Origin of the sequence: Dysgonomonas sp. Marseille-P4677 (genome assembly GCF_016652235.1) — a bacterium.
Classification (GTDB): Bacteria; Bacteroidota; Bacteroidia; order Bacteroidales; family Dysgonomonadaceae; genus Dysgonomonas.
This window is the reverse complement of the sequence record NZ_JAEPKU010000093.1, coordinates 1-17,009: the sequence shown is the minus strand read 5'-3', so window position 1 is coordinate 17,009 and position 17,009 is coordinate 1. Positions and strand designations below refer to the sequence as shown.

Here is a 17,009-nt window from a genome sequence, read left to right as displayed (position 1 = left end):
TACGGGGGCTTATCGTTTTATCAACGTAAAGAAATTAAAGATGTAATAGCTTATTTTCGTATGGTGGTAAATCCTTATGATGAGGAAGCTTTTCGTCGTATTATCAATTTTCCTGCACGAGGTATCGGAAATACAACATTGACCAAAATTGCAGACACAGCACGTTTGCATAATGTAAGCCTATGGGAAATAATAGGTGATCCGCTTCGCTATAATCTGAATGTAAATGCTGGTACAGCTAAAAAACTGGAAGGTTTTCGCGAGCTTATAGCTGAATTTATTTTGCAACTTAAAGAATTATCAGCATATGAATTAGCTACTAAAATTGTAAAACAAAGTGGCATTGCGAGCGAAGCGTATCAGGATCAGACACCGGAAGGGATGAGTCGCCAGGAGAATCTACAGGAATTACTTGGAGGAATTCACGAATTTTGTGAGAGCCGTCAAGAGGAAGGGCTTGGAGGAATCGGGCTAATGGATTTTCTGTCGGAGGTTTCTCTGTTAAGTGATCAGGATACAGATAAGGAAGCGGACAAAGAAAAGGTAACAATGATGACAGTGCATGCCTCCAAAGGCCTCGAATTTAAGAACGTATTTATTGTTGGATTAGAAGAAGATCTTTTTCCTTCTGCAATGGCAAAAAATGAATTCAGAGGTTTGGAAGAAGAGCGCCGTCTTTTTTATGTAGCTATTACCCGAGCCAAAGAATTTTGTATGATCACATATGCTAAAAGTCGTTTCCGGAATGGTCAGATAAATGCTTCTAATCCTAGTCGTTTTCTTAAAGATATTGATGAAGCTTTTCTTAATGCCAATGCCGGAGTTTTGGGTTCGGGAGGTTTCGGTGTATTAAATCGTCCCGAAACATATACAAATGATTTATATAATTATACAAATACATCTCCTCGAGAATCGTTTTCTGAAAAAACGATCGGGCAAAGGGCGGATTATAACTCTAGACCATCATCAATACCAACTCAAGCAACTTCACGTGCAAACTTTGTAAACGCGAAGAGTGCTACGCCTAAGGTCTCGGCAGGGATAAATACTGGAGAGGTGAGTATTGGGGCTATAATCAAGCATGAGCGTTTTGGAATTGGTAAGGTAACAGCAATATCCGGAGATCCAGACAGTAGAAAGGCTACTGTTGAATTTGAAAATTCGGGCATGAAACAATTGTTGCTGAAATTTGCCCGGTTTGAAGTTGTAAAATAAAATATATCAGACTGCTTCGTAGACTTCTTATTTTCTCCAGAATTGCCAGAATTGCTTCTTTTTAGTATCTATTTCCTGTTCTGAAGATTTGAGTGCGTCTTTTTTTTCTACTAACTGGTAGTTAGGTAGATATATAATAGGAGGGGCGAATCTGATATTATTTAGATCTTCCGGATCTACTCCTTCTGATAAAGCGTTGTTGTATGCATTAAGTTCGGCACTTTTTACAACGATATTCTGAAAGTGTTCTTTATTTACACACCCCTTTTCTATTATTCTCTCTGCAAGTATATATGCTTCAGTGTAGAAAGGTTCACTATTCAAATCAATTTTGAATTCTTTTTCATCCTTATCTTTAATAATAGCCTCATCAGGAAATTCTGCTGTTGTAATCTTTTTCAGAAAAGCACGACCGAAAGCTAATTGTATAAACATAATGGCTTTTTGAGCATCAGGGATTGATAATCCATTTTTTACCAACTCTTTTTCTATCAACTCTTCTTCCTGATCTGCCATCCATCCCATAACGGAAGCAGCATGGCTAACGTCGGCTACATCACGGAGTATCACAAAAACACGTAAAGAGAAAAAATCTTTGTAGACTGGGAAATCAAATGAATGAACCTTTTTTTCGACAGCTTTCCATACTTCATTATCGAGGAGAATTTCCATTGAAATAGGTTCACTTTCCGATTGAGCATAGTATAGCCTAACCCAGTGAGTACCCTGTGGCAAATGCTGATTTCTCAAGATGTCTTCAAACTGTTTTAGCCATTTACCAGGTAAAGGTTCCGGATGATTCCCTCTGATGCTGGTTCGGCTCATCACTACATCATACATATGCCCCTCAATTTGCCATTGATATCGGTTTATTTGGTCATCAAATTTGTCAGAGAAGAATGCTGCCAATAAAGTATGGAAAGAATTCTTTAGGAAGTTTTTCCATGCGTTTTCTATAGTGATGTCAATATTCAGACCCATTCCTACAGATGATTCTATGATCTCACGTCCTAAACCAATTTCGAGTTTTACGTCTAATTGAATTATCTGAGCCGATGACGATGATTTGTTGAACAAGAATGCACATGCGGTCATTCGCTGTTTGGGAAATATAATCAGATTATCTCTAATGCTACATTCCACATGATGCGATCGAAATGTCTCAGCCAAGAAATTATTTAATCGAGATTCGTGTTGTTTCAGTATGTCTTCTTTCATAAGACTTGCTATTTGGTTTCATTAGGTTTATCCGTAGACATATAAATGTACACATTCTAGAGGTATAATTATCAATGAATTCTAATTTTATTTACTCACATGAGAAGAAAATATTTGGAATCTTTTCGGAATAGTTTAGTGGAATTTAATTCGAAGACTTAGTATTTCCATTATCGCCATGTAATTTAAAGTGAAAATCGAATTAGCTTGATATGAATATAACTTTTTTGTAATAAATTTAGTTCGTATGAATGTTTTGCGAATGATTTATATTGGCTCTATCATTATGTAATAAATCGTAAGTCGGGAATAAAGATATCTATCTTCCTCTTTGTAATTAGCTATTATTTGTACTTATGGTTTTATTCAATGGAGTTATTATGTCCTAAAGTTATTACTTACTTTGTAATTATATATCAAAGATGAAAAATATCACTTTTTTTAACTAAATAGAACGCAACGGGGCATGTTTGTTTGCATCTTTCATATATAATAATGACTTATTAAAAGAATAAATATTGTATATTTGTTTATTGTCAATTTTTTAGGAAAGTGTATTAAACCTTTACTAAATTTGATAGTCAAATAGATATAATTAGATTGAAAACGATTTAAGTATACAAAATGTATAAAACTATAAACACAAAAAGTAGGAGAGCAGATTATGAAACTTAAAAATTTATTACTAATGCTTCTGATGTCTGTATTACCATTCATGGCTTTTGCTCAAGACGATTGGGATGACATTTATGCTACTTCTAAGTCTAAAAATAAGAAAAAAGAAGTAAAGAATACAGTTTCTCAGAAACAACAGACAACAAGACCTACTCAGGTATTAGTGGTTCGAGATAATGGAGATGTTACTCTTGAAACAGAGGGTAACGTAAACATTGATGTCGATGCCTATAATCGTAGAGGTGGCGATGTTAGCATATATGAAAAAGATCAATATGCGGATGATGAAAACGCTGATGCTGATGAATATCAGGCTTACGAATATACAGACCGTATTGTAAAATTTCATGATCCGGCTAATAGTGTTAAGATTTCGAGCGATAACGAAATAAATGTATATGTTACAAACGATTTATACAGTAATTATTACCGTAATCGCGGCTGGAATTTTAATGTGAATTTTGGCTGGGGTTGGGGTAGTCGTTACTATTCATGGTACGATCCTTGGTACGACCCATGGTATTATGGAGGTTATTGGGGAGGCTGGTACGATCCTTGGTATTATGGCAGCAGCTGGGGCTGGGGTTGGAGTAGACCTTGGTATTACAACAGCTGGGGCTGGGGTAGTGGCTGGTACGGCGGCGGTTGGTACGTTGGTGGCTGGTATGGACATCACCATCACAACAACTACTATTCGAGACCAGTATATTATAGCAGCACAGGTCGTTCGAGAGGTGGTAGTGGATATTATGGCTCAAGTGGACGTTATGGGGCATCTAATGGCAGGTATAGTAGTTCTACTGGTAGAAATAGTTCATCCAGATATGAAACTACAACCGGAAGAGGTACTTCATCAGTAGGAAGATATTCTTCATCTACAGGTCGTGGATCATCATCTAGCACTGGTGTAACAACGAGACCTACAACTCGCCCAAGTTACAATGGATCATCATCTACAGGTCGCGGATCATCATCTAGCACTGGTGTAACAACAAGACCTACAACACGTCCAAGCTATAATGGATCGTCATCTAGTACAGGTCGTGGATCATCATCTAGCACTGGTGTAACAACAAGGCCGACAACACGTCCGAGCTACAATGGTTCGTCAACAAGTAGTGGTCGTGGATCATCGTCTAGTACAGGCGTAACAACAAGACCGTCAACTCGTCCGAGCTACAATAGTTCTTCGTCTAGTAGTGGTAGAAGTTCATCATCTAGTACAAGACCGAGCTATAATAGCTCATCAAGCTCTAGCTCATCAAGGCCAAGTTATAATAGTTCTTCAAATTCTAGCTCATCAAGACCAAGTTACAATAGCTCATCGTCTAGTAGTGGCCGTTCTTCTTCCAGCGGTTCGATCAGTTCTGGAGGAGGTTCAAGTAGTCGCTCTTCTTCTAGCGGTGGCGGAGGCGGCGGAGGTCGTAGTAGTGGTGGCCGTGGACGATAAGACAACTTGTAAATAATAAATTATATAATAAAATGAATTTAAAAGCTGTTTCAAAGAAAAACGATTGAAGCAGCTTTTTATTGAAAATATTAAAAGTGACATTATGAGAAATATATCTTTATTATTTTTGGCAACTATTTTTTCATTTGGAGCAGTTAAGGCGCAAGGTGAGATGGATGCTTATAAGTTTTCGAGGAATGATTTGACAGGAACAGCCCGTTCTGTTTCGATGGGAGGTGCATTCGGTGCACTTGGGGGTGACATATCAGGAATATCTATTAACCCAGCCGGGATTGGTATCTATAAGAACTCTGAAATAGTGACAACGCTTAATTTTCAGAATACAAAGACTCAAACAGAACTAAATGCAGGAAAAATAGATGATAGTAAGTTTAAGTTTACTTTTGATAATTTGGCTTTTGTATCAGTTTTTCCTTTGAATAGTGATGTTGCACCATCTCTGAATGTAGGATTTTCTTATAACAGATTGAAAAACTTCGATCGTAAATATTCGATGAGAGGGAATAACCAGACAGGTAGTATTGCTGATTATATGGCACACCGAGCTACGAATAATAATATAGGTAATCCAAACGATTTGTGGGTGGGTAGTGAAGATTACAATCCTTTCTATGATAGTAACTATGACTGGAATGCTATTTTTGGATATAGTAGTTATCTGATAGGGTTGAAAGATGGAACAAGCTCTCAATATGAGCGTCAACAAATCTTAAATAACAAGACTATCAATAACGATTTGTTTGTTTATGAAAGGGGATCTATAAATACTTATGATTTTAATATAGGAACTACTTTTTCCGATATTGTAAGTTGGGGAATGACTCTCTCATTGACAGACATAAATTATAAAATGAGTTCTCGCTATACTGAAGATTTTTTCGATACAAATGATGTAAACGGAGGTTTTGATTTCTTTAATGAGTTAAGGACAGAGGGTACAGGAGTGCAAGTTTCTACAGGCATTATCATTAAACCTATAAATGAACTTCGTTTTGGAGTTTCTTATCATTCACCTACATGGTATAAAATGACCGATACTTACGAAGCATATATGGATTATGATTTTTCTAAATATTTACCGACATCAGAACCTGATACAAAAGGAAATATATTTACAGAACTTAGTTACATGGACTACGAATTCCGTACACCTGATAAGTGGACTTTCAGTGCGGCTGGAGTGATTGGACAAACAGCAATAATCAGTGTTGATTATGATTTGACAAACTATCAGAATATGAAATTGTTCAGAGATGGTGGAGGCCAATTAGCTGATGATCCAAATGCGTATATAAAAGAAGATTTCAGAATGTCTTCTACATTAAGATTAGGTGCAGAAGTGCGTGCTACGCCTCAATTTTCTATTCGAGCAGGTTATTCATGGGTGCAAAGTCCGATGAAAGCCAACTTCAAGGATAATAGTAAGGAGGTGATGACAGTCGGTACAACATCAAATTATATTCTCGATGGTGATACAAACTATTTTACTTATGGTTTAGGATATAGATTTACGAAGAACTTTTACACAGATGTAGCTTTCTTAATGAGAAGCCAAAAGTCTGATTTATACTCATACTACGGAGCTGATAGAGCTACATGGAAAGATAATACCTTCCAGGGTATGATGACAGTTGGTTATAGATTCTAACTAAACTAAATAATACAGTTGAGAAGGCTAGCCCTATTACAGAGTTAGCCTTTCTTTTATCCCTTATTAATCAGGCAGAACTCTATAAACTTATCAATCAGTCCACTTTGTTGTCCTTGTGGATATATAAAATTGAATGTTCGGGTAATGTCGAGTCCTTCAATATCTATTATCTGGAATTCTCCCCTTACTATTTCTTTGCTGATGGCATGGATGGAAACTAGGCCGATACTATTAGCATTAGCCAAAAAAGCCTTAATACTTTCGGTGCTACCCAAATGTATTTTTACATTAAGGTCTTTTAATTTTATTCTGTTCTTTTGTAGCTCTTTTGTGATAACGTCTAAAGTTCCTGACCCTATTTCTCGTAAAACAAGCGGTACTTCTTTTAGCTCATTCAAGCTTATTTGGGCTTTTTGGGCTATGGGTTGAGAACAGTGAGCAATAGCTACGATTTCATCTCTCATAAAAGGGATATACCGAAACTCTTTCTGTCCTGTATTTCCTTCAATTATGCCTAAATCAATCTCTTGCTCTATTACCTGCCTTTCCACATTCATTGTGTTATTATTATATAATAGCATCTCAATATCAGGGTATTTTTGATTGAATTGAGCCAATAAAGAGGGGAGGACGTATTGTTCGATAGTTGTACTAGCCCCTATTTTTAATTTACCCGAAAACGAATTTTTTAATAATCCGATTTCATATTCCATTTTTTTATACTCGGTAATAGCCTGTTCCGAATACTTCAAGAGTATTTTTCCTGCTCTAGTAAGTGTTATTTGATTTTGATCTCGGTCGAAAAGTTTTACTCCTAGCGAATTTTCCAGTTCTTTTATATTATTGGTTACAGCAGGCTGTGTGATATATAATTCCTTGGCAGCTTTCGTAAAACTTAGGTTGACGGCAGCTGTATGAAAAACCTGTAATCTGAAATTGAACATAGTAATATTGATATACTTAATCTTTATTTTGCCTTTAAAGTTAATAAAAAGACGTTAGTTGAGTCATAATATTTACTTATAGGTCATAAAAATAAAAATATATCAATAAGGGCAAATCTATAGTACTTTTGAACCTTATAAAAATAAAAGAAAATATGGTTAAAGATAGAAGGGTACATCTGATTAGTGGTGTTTTGTTTGTAGCTCTGTTTACCTGTGCTGCATTTTATATTTCCGAATTTCAGTTTCTGAAATATTTGTCATTCAGTCCACTTATTATTGGTATCATTTTAGGTATGATTTATGGTAATACATTAAAAAAGAATATGCCTGAAGAATGGCTGCCGGGAATAACCTTTTCTTCGAAAAAATTGCTACGCTTGGCAATTATTTTATATGGTTTTCGGCTTACTTTCCAAAATGTGATATCAGTTGGTTTATCAGCTATTATTATAGATGCTATTATTATTGTAGGTACATTATCTTTGGGGTTATTGTTTGGCAGACTATTGAAGATAGATAAAGAGATTGCGTTGCTGACCAGTACTGGTAGTGCCATCTGTGGTGCTGCAGCAGTTTTGGGTATGGAGCCCGTTTTAAACAATAAACCTCATAAAACAGCGATTGCTGTATCCACAGTTGTTATTTTCGGAACGATAGCGATGTTTCTATATCCTGTGTTGTATAGAAACGAGGTGCTGGATATGACAACAGAACAATGGGGGCTTTATAGTGGAGCTACGATACATGAAGTAGCTCACGTTGTAGGAGCAGGCAATGCGATGGGTGAAAGCATCTCGGAGGTGGCTATTATTGTGAAGATGATAAGGGTTATGTTTTTGGCCCCTGTATTATTGATAAGTGCATTATTTTTGGCACGGCAGAGAAAGTCGGTTGACGGACAAACTGTCAAGTCTACAAAGATAACAATACCATGGTTTGCCTTTGCTTTTATCGCTGTTATAGGGTTTAATTCTTTAGATCTATTACCACATATAGCTGTAGATTATATTAATTATATTGATACATTTTTGTTGACTATGGCAATGACAGCTTTAGGTATGGAGACCCATCTTAGAAAGTTTAAAGAAGCCGGAGTAAAACCTTTTCTTCTGGCTCTTATCCTATTTGCTTGGTTGACGGTTGGCGGATATTTTATAGTTAAATATATGCCCTCATTATAAATAGGTTTTTTTTTATATAGGGAGGGTTACCTAATCCGGGTAACCCTCTGCATAGTAATATTAGTATATATTATAAGCTTTCTAACATTCTTTTTATAACTGTCTGAGCAGATATTTCACGGTTAGCAGCTTCCTGTATTACAATTGACTGAGGACTTTCTATTACGTCATCACTTACTATCATATTTCGGCGTACAGGAAGGCAATGCATGAAGCAAGCATTGTTTGTAAGAGACATTTTCTCTGTTGTTACAGTCCACGACATATCTTTACTTAATATCTTACCATAGTTGGGATCTGTATAAGCAGCCCAGTTTTTGGCATATACGAAATCTGCTCCTTCCAAGGCTTTATCCTGATTATATTCTATTTTGGCTCCTCGTACAAATTTAGAATCTAATTCATAACCTTTGGGATGTGTAATCACAAAATCTACATCAGCCTCATTCATGAAATCTGCGAATGAATTTGGTACAGCTTGGGGCAAGGCCTTAGGGTGAGGAGCCCATGTGAGAACAACCTTTGGGCGAGCTGTCTTTTTGTATTCTTCTATTGTTATAAGGTCAGCAAAAGCTTGTAACGGATGTCCTGTCGCAGCTTCCATACTGAATACGGGACGACCAGAATATTTTATAAATTGATTAAGGATTTTTTCCTGATAATCATCTTCCTTGTTTTCAAATTGAGCAAAGGCACGCACTCCAATGATATCGCAATAACTGCCCATTACAGGGATAGCTTCCAATATGTGTTCCGATTTGTCTCCATCCATTATAACACCTCGTTCTGTTTCCAGTTTCCAGGCTCCCTGATTTATATCAAGGACCATGGTATTCATTCCTAAATTCATACCTGCTTTTTGAGTGCTTAAACGAGTACGAAGACTGGAGTTAAAAAACACCATCAATAAAGTTTTATTTTCACCGAGATGTTTGTATCCAAAACGATTCTTTTTTACTTCCAAAGCTTCTTTTATTGCTGCATTTAGATCGCCGAGGTCTTTAACGTTGGTATATGTTCTCATTACAAAAATATTTTAATGCGTTTATTTATTATGACTATAAAGATAGATAATAGTATGGATACTATTGTTATTGAAGGCAATTTGTAGATATTATTTGTTTCAGATATTGGTATTATAAGAGTTGCTACAAGAATGTGGACAAAATAAATTCCGGCAGCGAACTTGCCGATGTTATTTGGCTTCGAAATCAATTGGGGTACTTTTATTACACACATAAATAGTACCGGACAAAGAAGATATAATGACATAAAAATATTATGATAAAACCTAACTTTATATCCTAAATAAGATTCAGTGAATAGTAGAATGAGACTTATAAATAGAATTACACATAAGTAAGGAGTTTTAATAGACCTCTCTAAATTATGATTTCTTATATAATATCCTAATGATATGAATGGGAACCCGAAAAAAACGCCATTATAAAATGTCCTATATGGTAGTTCTATATTTTCCATAAAATAACCTGAAATGAAAAGCAGGATTCCTATTAGTAATACCAAAGAATCATTTTTTATGAAGATTTTAATTCCTTTTAATATCAATATACCCATTAGTAGAGCGGGTAAAAACCAGAGATGGTAATAGCCCAGAAGAGCAAATGTTATGAAAGAGCGAGAGTCTATAGTATCATAATAAACAGGCAAATAAATCACAGACCATACAATATAAACTATGAGGGTGTGCAGTAAATATCTTTTCAAAACCTGACTGTTATTTAATTTTTGGATGATGTAATATCCACTGATGATGAAGAATATAGGTACGGCAATTCGTGCTATACCATTTGAAATAAACCAGCCTAATAGAGATTCTTCTCCCCAAAGATCTTGTATGTGTACTGTTATTACAAGAAAGCTCAAAATGACTTTGAAATAATCGAGCCTTATATTGCGTTCCATTGTTAGAAAAATATTTTCACACGTTTATTGATTAGATACGCGACGTATGATAATAGTGCTGAAATAATAAGTATCGGAATAAGCCGGTATATATTATACTCTCCAGATACACCAATAATAGAAATAGCAATAACATGTAGGAAATATATTCCGGACGAGACAATACTCATAAATCCTTTTTCCGATACATATTTTGGATATTTCATAACAAGAATAAATATAGCGGGAGCCAAGATCAATGTAGAGAGAATAAAATCTTGAAGCCAGCTTCCCGATGTTGCAACGAATCGATAATATGATTCAAATATAGCGATGATTGATGTTAAGCAAATTACAATGATAAGATGACTATTTTTGATGATTGTGTGGATTTTCTTTGATTCTATATAATAACCGATAACGATAAATGCAAATCCAATAGTAAATCCATTTCTATACAAGAAAAGTTTGTTCATATAATGGCTTAGTATGTAACCAACAACAAAAGATAAAAGAGCAAGTATAAGTATAAACAGATCATTTTTTATATATCTCTTACCTAAGTATAAGAGTATTACACCGATGATTACTCCTGGTAAATACCATAGATGCAAATAGCCAGTAAACAATATTATTACTATATCTTTAAGCCTTACATTCGTAATAAAATAAGGTGCATATATAACAGACCATACTGCATAGATGAGTAAAAGGTGTATTATATATTTTTTGACTGCATTGGGTTTATTTAGTTTGGAGCTAATAAAAAAACCATTGATAATAAAAAATGTCGGAACAGCAATCCTGCTTACCCCGTTCGATATACACCAACCCCAGAAGTTATTGTTTGTAAGTAATGGTTGTATATGTATGGTTATAACCAATATGCTAAGGAATATTTTGAAATAATCGAGCCTTATATTGCGTTCCATTATTCGTCCGTAAAGTTTCTTTTTTCGATCTTTCTATTATATGCTTTTTTGCTTTTATGGATACTCGTTACACGTTTCCATCCAGTAAATCGAGCCAATTCATTCTCTCTGTCAGCTCTTTTTACAGCTTTTATATAATCTTCAACGGTTATTTTTTCTGTTGTTTTTTTCTTCTTTTTTCTCATTATCTTATTTGTCCGTCACCCTCTATTATCCACTTATATGTACATAACTCTTCCAAAGCCATTGGTCCACGAGCATGCATTTTCTGTGTGCTGATACCAATTTCTGCACCTAAGCCAAATTGTGCACCATCGGTAAATGCGGTAGACGTATTTGCGTAGATACATGCAGCGTCAACCATCTTCTCAAAGTGATTGATGGCATCACGATTTTCACTTATGATAGCTTCACTGTGTTTCGAGCTATATTTGGATATATGTTCAATCGCCTCCTCTATTTTCGAAACAGTCTTTATTGACATTTTATAGTCAAGAAATTCAGTCCCGAAACTTTCTTCATCGGCTTTCTTTAGTAGATCGTAAGAGTAATACTGAAACAGTGCCTCATAAGCTTGTTTATCTGCATATATTATTACATTCTTCTTCTCTAGATCTTCACACAGATAATGCAAATCATCAAGGCATTCCCTATCTATTATTAGGCAATCTAAAGAATTACATACGCTAACTTTGCGTGTTTTAGCATTCGTGACTATATCCCGTCCTTTTTTCACATCACCATCTTTGTGAAAGTAAGTATGGCAAACGCCGGCACCGGTTTCTATAACAGGAATACGTGAGTTTTCCCTTACATGATTAATAAGCTCTTTTCCTCCACGAGGGATTATCAAATCGACATAGTCACGAGCATTAAGTAGTTCTTCCGTAGCTCCACGATCGTTTGGTAGCAACGTACATACATTCGGGTTTATATCGTTTTCATCCAATACATTACGGATGATGTCTATAATTGCTTCATTTGAGAAACGGGCATCCGATCCCCCTTTCAATATACATGCATTCCCAGACTTAAAACAAAGAGAGAATACATCGAAACTTACGTTAGGACGAGCCTCGTAAATAATGCCTATAACCCCAAACGGTACAGTTGTTTTTGATAAGTGTAAGCCATTGGGTAATGTTTTCTGCAGCAATGTTTTTCCTACAGGATAGGGTAGGGTTGCTACATTCCGGATATCTTTTACTATATCCATTATCCGTTGTTCGTTTAGTAACAGACGGTCATATTTTGGATTACTTGTATCCATCCGTTGCAGGTCTTTTTGATTCTCAGCAAGGATATAATACATTTTCGATTCAGTTTCTTTTGCAATAGCTTCCAGTATTGCATTGATTTTCTTTTCCTCCAATAGATTAAGGCTTTTTCCTGCCTCTTTTACCGATTGGAATGTGTTCTGATGATAATCGTCCATTTTTATTTTCCAATATATAAATAATCGTAATGAATAATTGCTTTTTTATCATTCGCTCCAATTATTTCTTTTGCTTTTTCACTACTATATGCTGTGCGTCCGACACCTATTTGTTTTCCCGAATCATCTATAATACGTACAATGTCATCGGCCTCGAAATTACCGGTGATATTTGTAACGCCTACAAGAAGAAGACTGACTGCCTTATCTCCGAGCAAGACCTCTTTAGCCCCTTCATTGATATGTATTTCACCTTTGGTAAAGTCTTCGGAATGTGCAATCCATTTCTTTACGCTGGTTGTACATTTCGAAGATGGAACAAAGCGTGTAGATATTACATCTTTTCCTTTAATCAGGTCGATCAATATATTTTCATTGCGGCCATTTGCTATAATAACTTCTATTCCTTCTTCGGCCGCTTTACGTGCAATATTGTATTTGGTGACCATACCTCCTCGTCCGGTAGATGATTTGGATGATTGGATGCAGTTTTCTATATTGTCTTTTAAATTTATTTCTCTAAAGATATATGATTCAGGGGCTGAAGGGTTACCGCTATAAATACCATCGATATTGCTTAATATTATCAGCTTTCTTGCATTTATCATTGCGGCTACAAGTCCAGAAAGTTCGTCATTGTCAGTGAACATCAGCTCGTTGACCGAGATGGCATCATTCTCGTTTACAATAGGGATAACTTTATTCTCAAGCATAACTTTCATACAGTTACGTTGATTGAGATAATGTCGGCGGGTCGCGAAATCCTCTTTGGTCGCTAATATCTGTCCGCAAACAATATTATGTTGACGAAACAAATCCGAATATCTGTTTATGAGCTTTACCTGTCCTATAGATGAATAAAGTTGCCGTGCAGATATTGTATCAAGCTTAACTTTAGTTTTTATCTCAGATTTCCCTGAAGCTACGGCTCCGGACGAGACAAGAACTATTTCGATATTGGTTTTATGCAATTCGGCAATCTGATCTACAAGCGCAGACATACGCGTCACATCAAGTGTTCCATCTTTACGCGTCAGAATTTGACTCCCTATTTTTACAACTATGCGTTCTTTCATTTAAAAAATACCTAGAAAAGCAAAGTTATAATTTTATTTTAGGTAAAATGTCGTTGAATGGGTAAAAAGGATAGAAAAATGATAGTTAAAGTAATTTGTTTATAAAAAGGTTATATCAATCCTTCCGGTAGATTTAAATATAATACTTTTTTCTTTGCGTCGACTTTTTCTATAAAATCTTCTGTCGCTGGTATTATATACTCATTCTCACCATCTTTGATGAGAAAGAGAGTATTTATAGTTTTGTCGTCTATTTCTGTTATTATACCAAGTTTTCCGGCTATTTTATCTGTAACAGAGAAGCCTATGAAGAAGTTCCAAGAATAGTCAATGTCTTCGCCAGATTCATCTTCATAATATTTTCGTGGGAAATAGACTTCAAGCCCAGACATGCGTAATGCTTTTTGTTCACAGTCGATATCTTCAAATGTAATAAGGGCAGTGTCTTTTCCTTTAAAGCGATATTCATTATAGAAAAAAGGAACGAGGATACCATTGATTCGGCAAACCAAATAGGGGCAATCGACACGGTCGAATACATCATTTTCGAAGGCGAAACTTATCTCACCTTTTATGCCATGTGGTTTTGTTAATTTCCCTATTTTGAAAACTTCACTTTCTTTTATCATTTATAGTTCGGCCCGGATTTGAGTATTATATTATTTTTTCTTTTGTTGGTTTTTCTTTCCTGTATTATTTATTCTTTGTCCGAGGTCTTTCATTTCCGGAAGTTTGATATTTGAATTACGAATATCTATTTTCCGTTCAGAAAGGTCGTATAAATCAACAAATATTTTCTGATCTTCTACATCTTTATTCCATTGAATATATGATTTTTTCATATGAGTGGCAACAAGAAGTACAAATTGTTCTTTTTCTTTCGGGTCTTCTATTGTAATAGCCAGTTTTACCATTTTTTCCAATGTCTTACCATAATGACGGTATTGCATATCAGGACGGCTGTATTCTATTTTTCCCGGTTTTGAATAAAGGTCTTCTTTTTTTACAATTTCGTAAGGGTAGTCTATATCTAATTTGAAATCGGACATGATAGCCAGATGATCCCAAAGTATGTGTTTGAAGTCGTTAACGTCGCGTAGATGAGGAAAAAGGTTACCCATTATATTTATAATTGTATTGGCGCAACGCTTACGTTCGTTTCTGTCTGTTATTGTCAAACAGAAATCGACCATATTTTGTATGTTTCTTCCATACTCGGGAAGAGCAAGTTTTTTCAGTTGAGTATTATATTCCATTTTTTATATTGGGTTATGATTTTTTGTCTGATAATTTGCTAAAATCTATTCCCAAGTTTTGTAGTTCTTATTTAGGATTGTCGATTTTAGCCTTAATCGGACTGCAAAGATAATGTTTTTACTTGAACCCCTTTATATCACTCCTGAAAATATTCAATAAAGTCATAATTTAAAGAGGATTATCTATATTATATTAAAATTCCGGCTAATGGAAGAATAAAGCATCCATATTGAATGGATGCTTTATTTATATGTTTATTGATTTAATTAAGAGCAACTTCTGTTTCCTCTATTGGAGCTGATAGCGTTTTTTTATACTGTTCCTCATCATTCAGAACTTCTACGGCTTTGGCAAGCTCTTTATCATTCTTCAAAGTATATATAAACTCTCCTTTTTGATAGTGATAACGCCGTATTATTTCAGAATTAATTTGTTTGGTAATATCTGCTTTAAAGGTCTCCAAATCACGATCTAGGTTTGGTACAAGCATTGCTTCCAGTGCTTTAAATTGTTCTTCTGCGTATTTCATATAGCCTTCAAATTCCATAACTTCTTTTAGTGATGACATCGACTTCTCACTCATGCGATCATACTGAAAATCTTTGGTCTTAACAAACTCTTTGAAGCTATTATAGTCTTCATCTGTAATGGTAAACACTTCAGGAGAAGCTATGGTTTTATGTTTCAACGCCCATTCTGTAACCCAGTCGAAAATGATAAACTGGTTAGTAAGGTAATAGCCTATAGTCGGATTTTTTTCTTCGTCTAAAACGACATCAGGAGATACACCCCCTCCATCTCTTACAGGGCGACCAATTTCTGTGCGATAAACAGTTGTCAGGCTATCTGGTATGCGACCTACACTTCCATCAGGGTTGCGATGAGAATAATCGATTGCTTGTATACATCTTCCACTTGGAATATAATATTTTGAATTAGTTATTTTAACTGCGCTTCCATATGGCAATTCTCGAGTTGATTGTACAAGTCCTTTTCCAAACGTTCGCTCGCCTATAAGCACAGCTCTATCCATATCCTGTAACGAACCGGCTACAATTTCAGATGCGGATGCAGATCCTCGATCGATAAGAACGACCATCGGTATTTCTGTATCGATTGGTTCTAGCGTTGTGCGATATGTTCGGTCCATCTGTTTTAGTTTTCCTTTGGTAGAAAGAACGACCTTACCCTTGGGTACAAACATATTTACTATTTGGATTGCTTCTTCTAGTACACCTCCTCCATTTTGGCGGAGATCAAATATGAAAGATGTCATCCCCTGCTTTTTTAAGTCGAGGAATGCTTTTTTTACATCTGCTGAGCTTTTATCTGTAAATGTAGGGCCAAAATTTATATAGCCTGTAGTGGAATTTATCATACCGTAATATGGTATTGGATCGATTACTATTTTTTCACGGACAACTTTTATTGTTAGAGGTTTCTTTTCTCCCGGACGTTCTATTTTTACAGTAATAGTTGTTCCCGGTTGGCCTTTAAGGTTTGAGCTAACAAAGTTGCTTAGCGTACGTCCGAAAGCTTCACCTTCAACTTTATCGCATGTTGTCATATCTTTGCCATCTATTTCAAGAATATAGTCGCCCGACTTTAGTCCGGCTTTTGCAGCGGGTTTCCCCTCAAAAGGTTCGGTTATGGCAACTTTTCCATCTTTAAAAGCAATGCTCGAGCCTATACCTGCATATTCGCCTGTTATTTGGGTGCTGAACTCTTTCATATCGTCCTTATTGAAATATGTAGTATAAGGATCCAGTGTATTCAACATATTATCTATGCCACTACGAACAACTTTGTTGATGTCTAATGTGTCAACATAAAACATGTCGGTTTCGCGGAGAACAGAGTTGAATATCTCTATATTTTTATTGATATCGAAATAGCGTTCCTGTTGTTTTTTATCAGGGACATTTTGTCCTTGAATAGACGGAATCACAGCAAAAGCTGAGATAATAAAAAGTGCAATAAATTTGTTTTTCATCAATGCTCAATATCTAAATAAGTGAAATATCAAATAGAATCTGTTTTATAAAG

Annotated in this window: 15 protein-coding genes; 4 read left to right on the top strand and 11 right to left on the bottom strand. The window is 35.5% G+C overall.

The window, feature by feature from the left end:
• Positions 1-1,215, top strand: a 1,215-nt coding sequence (locus JGH11_RS14295) for an ATP-dependent helicase (RefSeq protein ID WP_201112930.1), incomplete at its 5' end; no start/stop codon positions are given.
• A gap of 27 nt (positions 1,216-1,242) precedes the next feature.
• Here the strand turns inward: JGH11_RS14295 and JGH11_RS14290 are convergent.
• The gene (locus JGH11_RS14290) at positions 1,243-2,433 is read right to left on the bottom strand and encodes a DUF6348 family protein (RefSeq protein WP_201112928.1); all 1,191 of its coding nucleotides are present in this window, start codon (positions 2,431-2,433) and stop codon (positions 1,243-1,245) included.
• Between the two features lie 664 nt (positions 2,434-3,097).
• Here JGH11_RS14290 and JGH11_RS14285 point away from each other — a divergent pair.
• Positions 3,098-4,558 (top strand): hypothetical protein, encoded by a 1,461-nt coding sequence (locus JGH11_RS14285; RefSeq protein ID WP_201112926.1) that lies wholly within the window; start codon positions 3,098-3,100, stop codon positions 4,556-4,558.
• A 103-nt stretch (positions 4,559-4,661) separates the two neighbouring features.
• Complete coding sequence (locus JGH11_RS14280; protein WP_201112924.1) at positions 4,662-6,227, top strand: OmpP1/FadL family transporter; 1,566 nt, start codon at positions 4,662-4,664, stop codon at positions 6,225-6,227.
• 56 nt (positions 6,228-6,283) lie between these two features.
• On the opposite strand, the gene JGH11_RS14275 is transcribed toward JGH11_RS14280, so the two are convergent.
• The gene (locus JGH11_RS14275) at positions 6,284-7,174 is read right to left on the bottom strand and encodes a LysR family transcriptional regulator (RefSeq protein ID WP_201112922.1); all 891 of its coding nucleotides are present in this window, start codon (positions 7,172-7,174) and stop codon (positions 6,284-6,286) included.
• 155 nt (positions 7,175-7,329) lie between these two features.
• Between JGH11_RS14275 and JGH11_RS14270 the strand changes: the two genes are divergently transcribed.
• Positions 7,330-8,358 carry a YeiH family protein gene (locus tag JGH11_RS14270; RefSeq protein ID WP_201112920.1) on the top strand — a complete coding sequence of 343 codons (1,029 nt, stop codon included), beginning with the start codon at positions 7,330-7,332 and terminating at the stop codon, positions 8,356-8,358.
• 70 nt (positions 8,359-8,428) lie between these two features.
• Here the strand turns inward: JGH11_RS14270 and JGH11_RS14265 are convergent, their stop codons facing one another.
• From JGH11_RS14265 to JGH11_RS14225, 9 genes are all read right to left on the bottom strand, one after another.
• On the bottom strand, positions 8,429-9,382 hold the full coding sequence (locus JGH11_RS14265) for an N-acetylornithine carbamoyltransferase (RefSeq protein ID WP_201112918.1): 954 nt from the start codon (positions 9,380-9,382) through the stop codon (positions 8,429-8,431).
• A complete protein-coding gene (locus JGH11_RS20605) occupies positions 9,382-10,284 on the bottom strand; it encodes an acyltransferase family protein (protein ID WP_201112916.1) in 903 nt (300 codons plus the stop codon). The genes JGH11_RS14265 and JGH11_RS20605 overlap by 1 nt, the downstream gene beginning before the upstream one ends.
• Before the next feature lie 2 nt (positions 10,285-10,286).
• Entirely contained in the window at positions 10,287-11,195 is a 909-nt protein-coding gene (locus JGH11_RS14255) for an acyltransferase (RefSeq protein ID WP_201112915.1), read from the bottom strand.
• Entirely contained in the window at positions 11,195-11,380 is a 186-nt protein-coding gene (locus JGH11_RS14250) for a hypothetical protein (RefSeq protein WP_201112914.1), read from the bottom strand. The genes JGH11_RS14255 and JGH11_RS14250 overlap by 1 nt, the downstream gene beginning before the upstream one ends.
• Positions 11,380-12,630: a glutamate-5-semialdehyde dehydrogenase gene (locus JGH11_RS14245; RefSeq protein WP_201112913.1), complete on the bottom strand. Its 1,251-nt coding sequence runs from the start codon at positions 12,628-12,630 to the stop codon at positions 11,380-11,382. The genes JGH11_RS14250 and JGH11_RS14245 overlap by 1 nt, the downstream gene beginning before the upstream one ends.
• Positions 12,631-12,632: 2 nt before the next feature.
• Positions 12,633-13,706, bottom strand: coding sequence for a glutamate 5-kinase (gene proB, locus JGH11_RS14240; protein WP_201112912.1), 1,074 nt, complete (start codon positions 13,704-13,706; stop codon positions 12,633-12,635).
• A gap of 110 nt (positions 13,707-13,816) precedes the next feature.
• The gene (rimM, locus tag JGH11_RS14235; protein WP_201112911.1) at positions 13,817-14,335 is read right to left on the bottom strand and encodes a ribosome maturation factor RimM; all 519 of its coding nucleotides are present in this window, start codon (positions 14,333-14,335) and stop codon (positions 13,817-13,819) included.
• 30 nt (positions 14,336-14,365) lie between these two features.
• Positions 14,366-14,962, bottom strand: a complete 597-nt coding sequence (locus JGH11_RS14230; RefSeq protein ID WP_201112910.1) for a DUF4290 domain-containing protein — start codon at positions 14,960-14,962, stop codon at positions 14,366-14,368.
• A gap of 263 nt (positions 14,963-15,225) precedes the next feature.
• Positions 15,226-16,956, bottom strand: a complete 1,731-nt coding sequence (locus JGH11_RS14225) for a S41 family peptidase (RefSeq protein ID WP_201112909.1) — start codon at positions 16,954-16,956, stop codon at positions 15,226-15,228.
• Positions 16,957-17,009: the final 53 nt, after the last annotated feature.

Bases quoted from the DNA above. Each gene is read 5' to 3' on its own strand.
- JGH11_RS14230 (WP_201112910.1), bottom strand. From the start codon at position 14,962: ATGGAATATAATACTCAACTGAAAAAACTTGCTCTTCCCGAGTATGGA.
- JGH11_RS14245 (WP_201112913.1), bottom strand. From the start codon at position 12,630: ATGGACGATTATCATCAGAACACATTCCAATCGGTAAAAGAGGCAGGA.
- JGH11_RS14255 (WP_201112915.1), bottom strand. From the start codon at position 11,195: ATGGAACGCAATATAAGGCTCGATTATTTCAAAATATTCCTTAGCATA.
- proB (WP_201112912.1), bottom strand. From the start codon at position 13,706: ATGAAAGAACGCATAGTTGTAAAAATAGGGAGTCAAATTCTGACGCGT.
- JGH11_RS20605 (WP_201112916.1), bottom strand. From the start codon at position 10,284: ATGGAACGCAATATAAGGCTCGATTATTTCAAAGTCATTTTGAGCTTT.
- JGH11_RS14225 (WP_201112909.1), bottom strand. From the start codon at position 16,956: ATGAAAAACAAATTTATTGCACTTTTTATTATCTCAGCTTTTGCTGTG.
- JGH11_RS14290 (WP_201112928.1), bottom strand. From the start codon at position 2,433: ATGAAAGAAGACATACTGAAACAACACGAATCTCGATTAAATAATTTC.
- rimM (WP_201112911.1), bottom strand. From the start codon at position 14,335: ATGATAAAAGAAAGTGAAGTTTTCAAAATAGGGAAATTAACAAAACCA.
- JGH11_RS14285 (WP_201112926.1), top strand. From the start codon at position 3,098: ATGAAACTTAAAAATTTATTACTAATGCTTCTGATGTCTGTATTACCA.
- JGH11_RS14275 (WP_201112922.1), bottom strand. From the start codon at position 7,174: ATGTTCAATTTCAGATTACAGGTTTTTCATACAGCTGCCGTCAACCTA.
- JGH11_RS14250 (WP_201112914.1), bottom strand. From the start codon at position 11,380: ATGAGAAAAAAGAAGAAAAAAACAACAGAAAAAATAACCGTTGAAGAT.
- JGH11_RS14280 (WP_201112924.1), top strand. From the start codon at position 4,662: ATGAGAAATATATCTTTATTATTTTTGGCAACTATTTTTTCATTTGGA.
- JGH11_RS14270 (WP_201112920.1), top strand. From the start codon at position 7,330: ATGGTTAAAGATAGAAGGGTACATCTGATTAGTGGTGTTTTGTTTGTA.
- JGH11_RS14265 (WP_201112918.1), bottom strand. From the start codon at position 9,382: ATGAGAACATATACCAACGTTAAAGACCTCGGCGATCTAAATGCAGCA.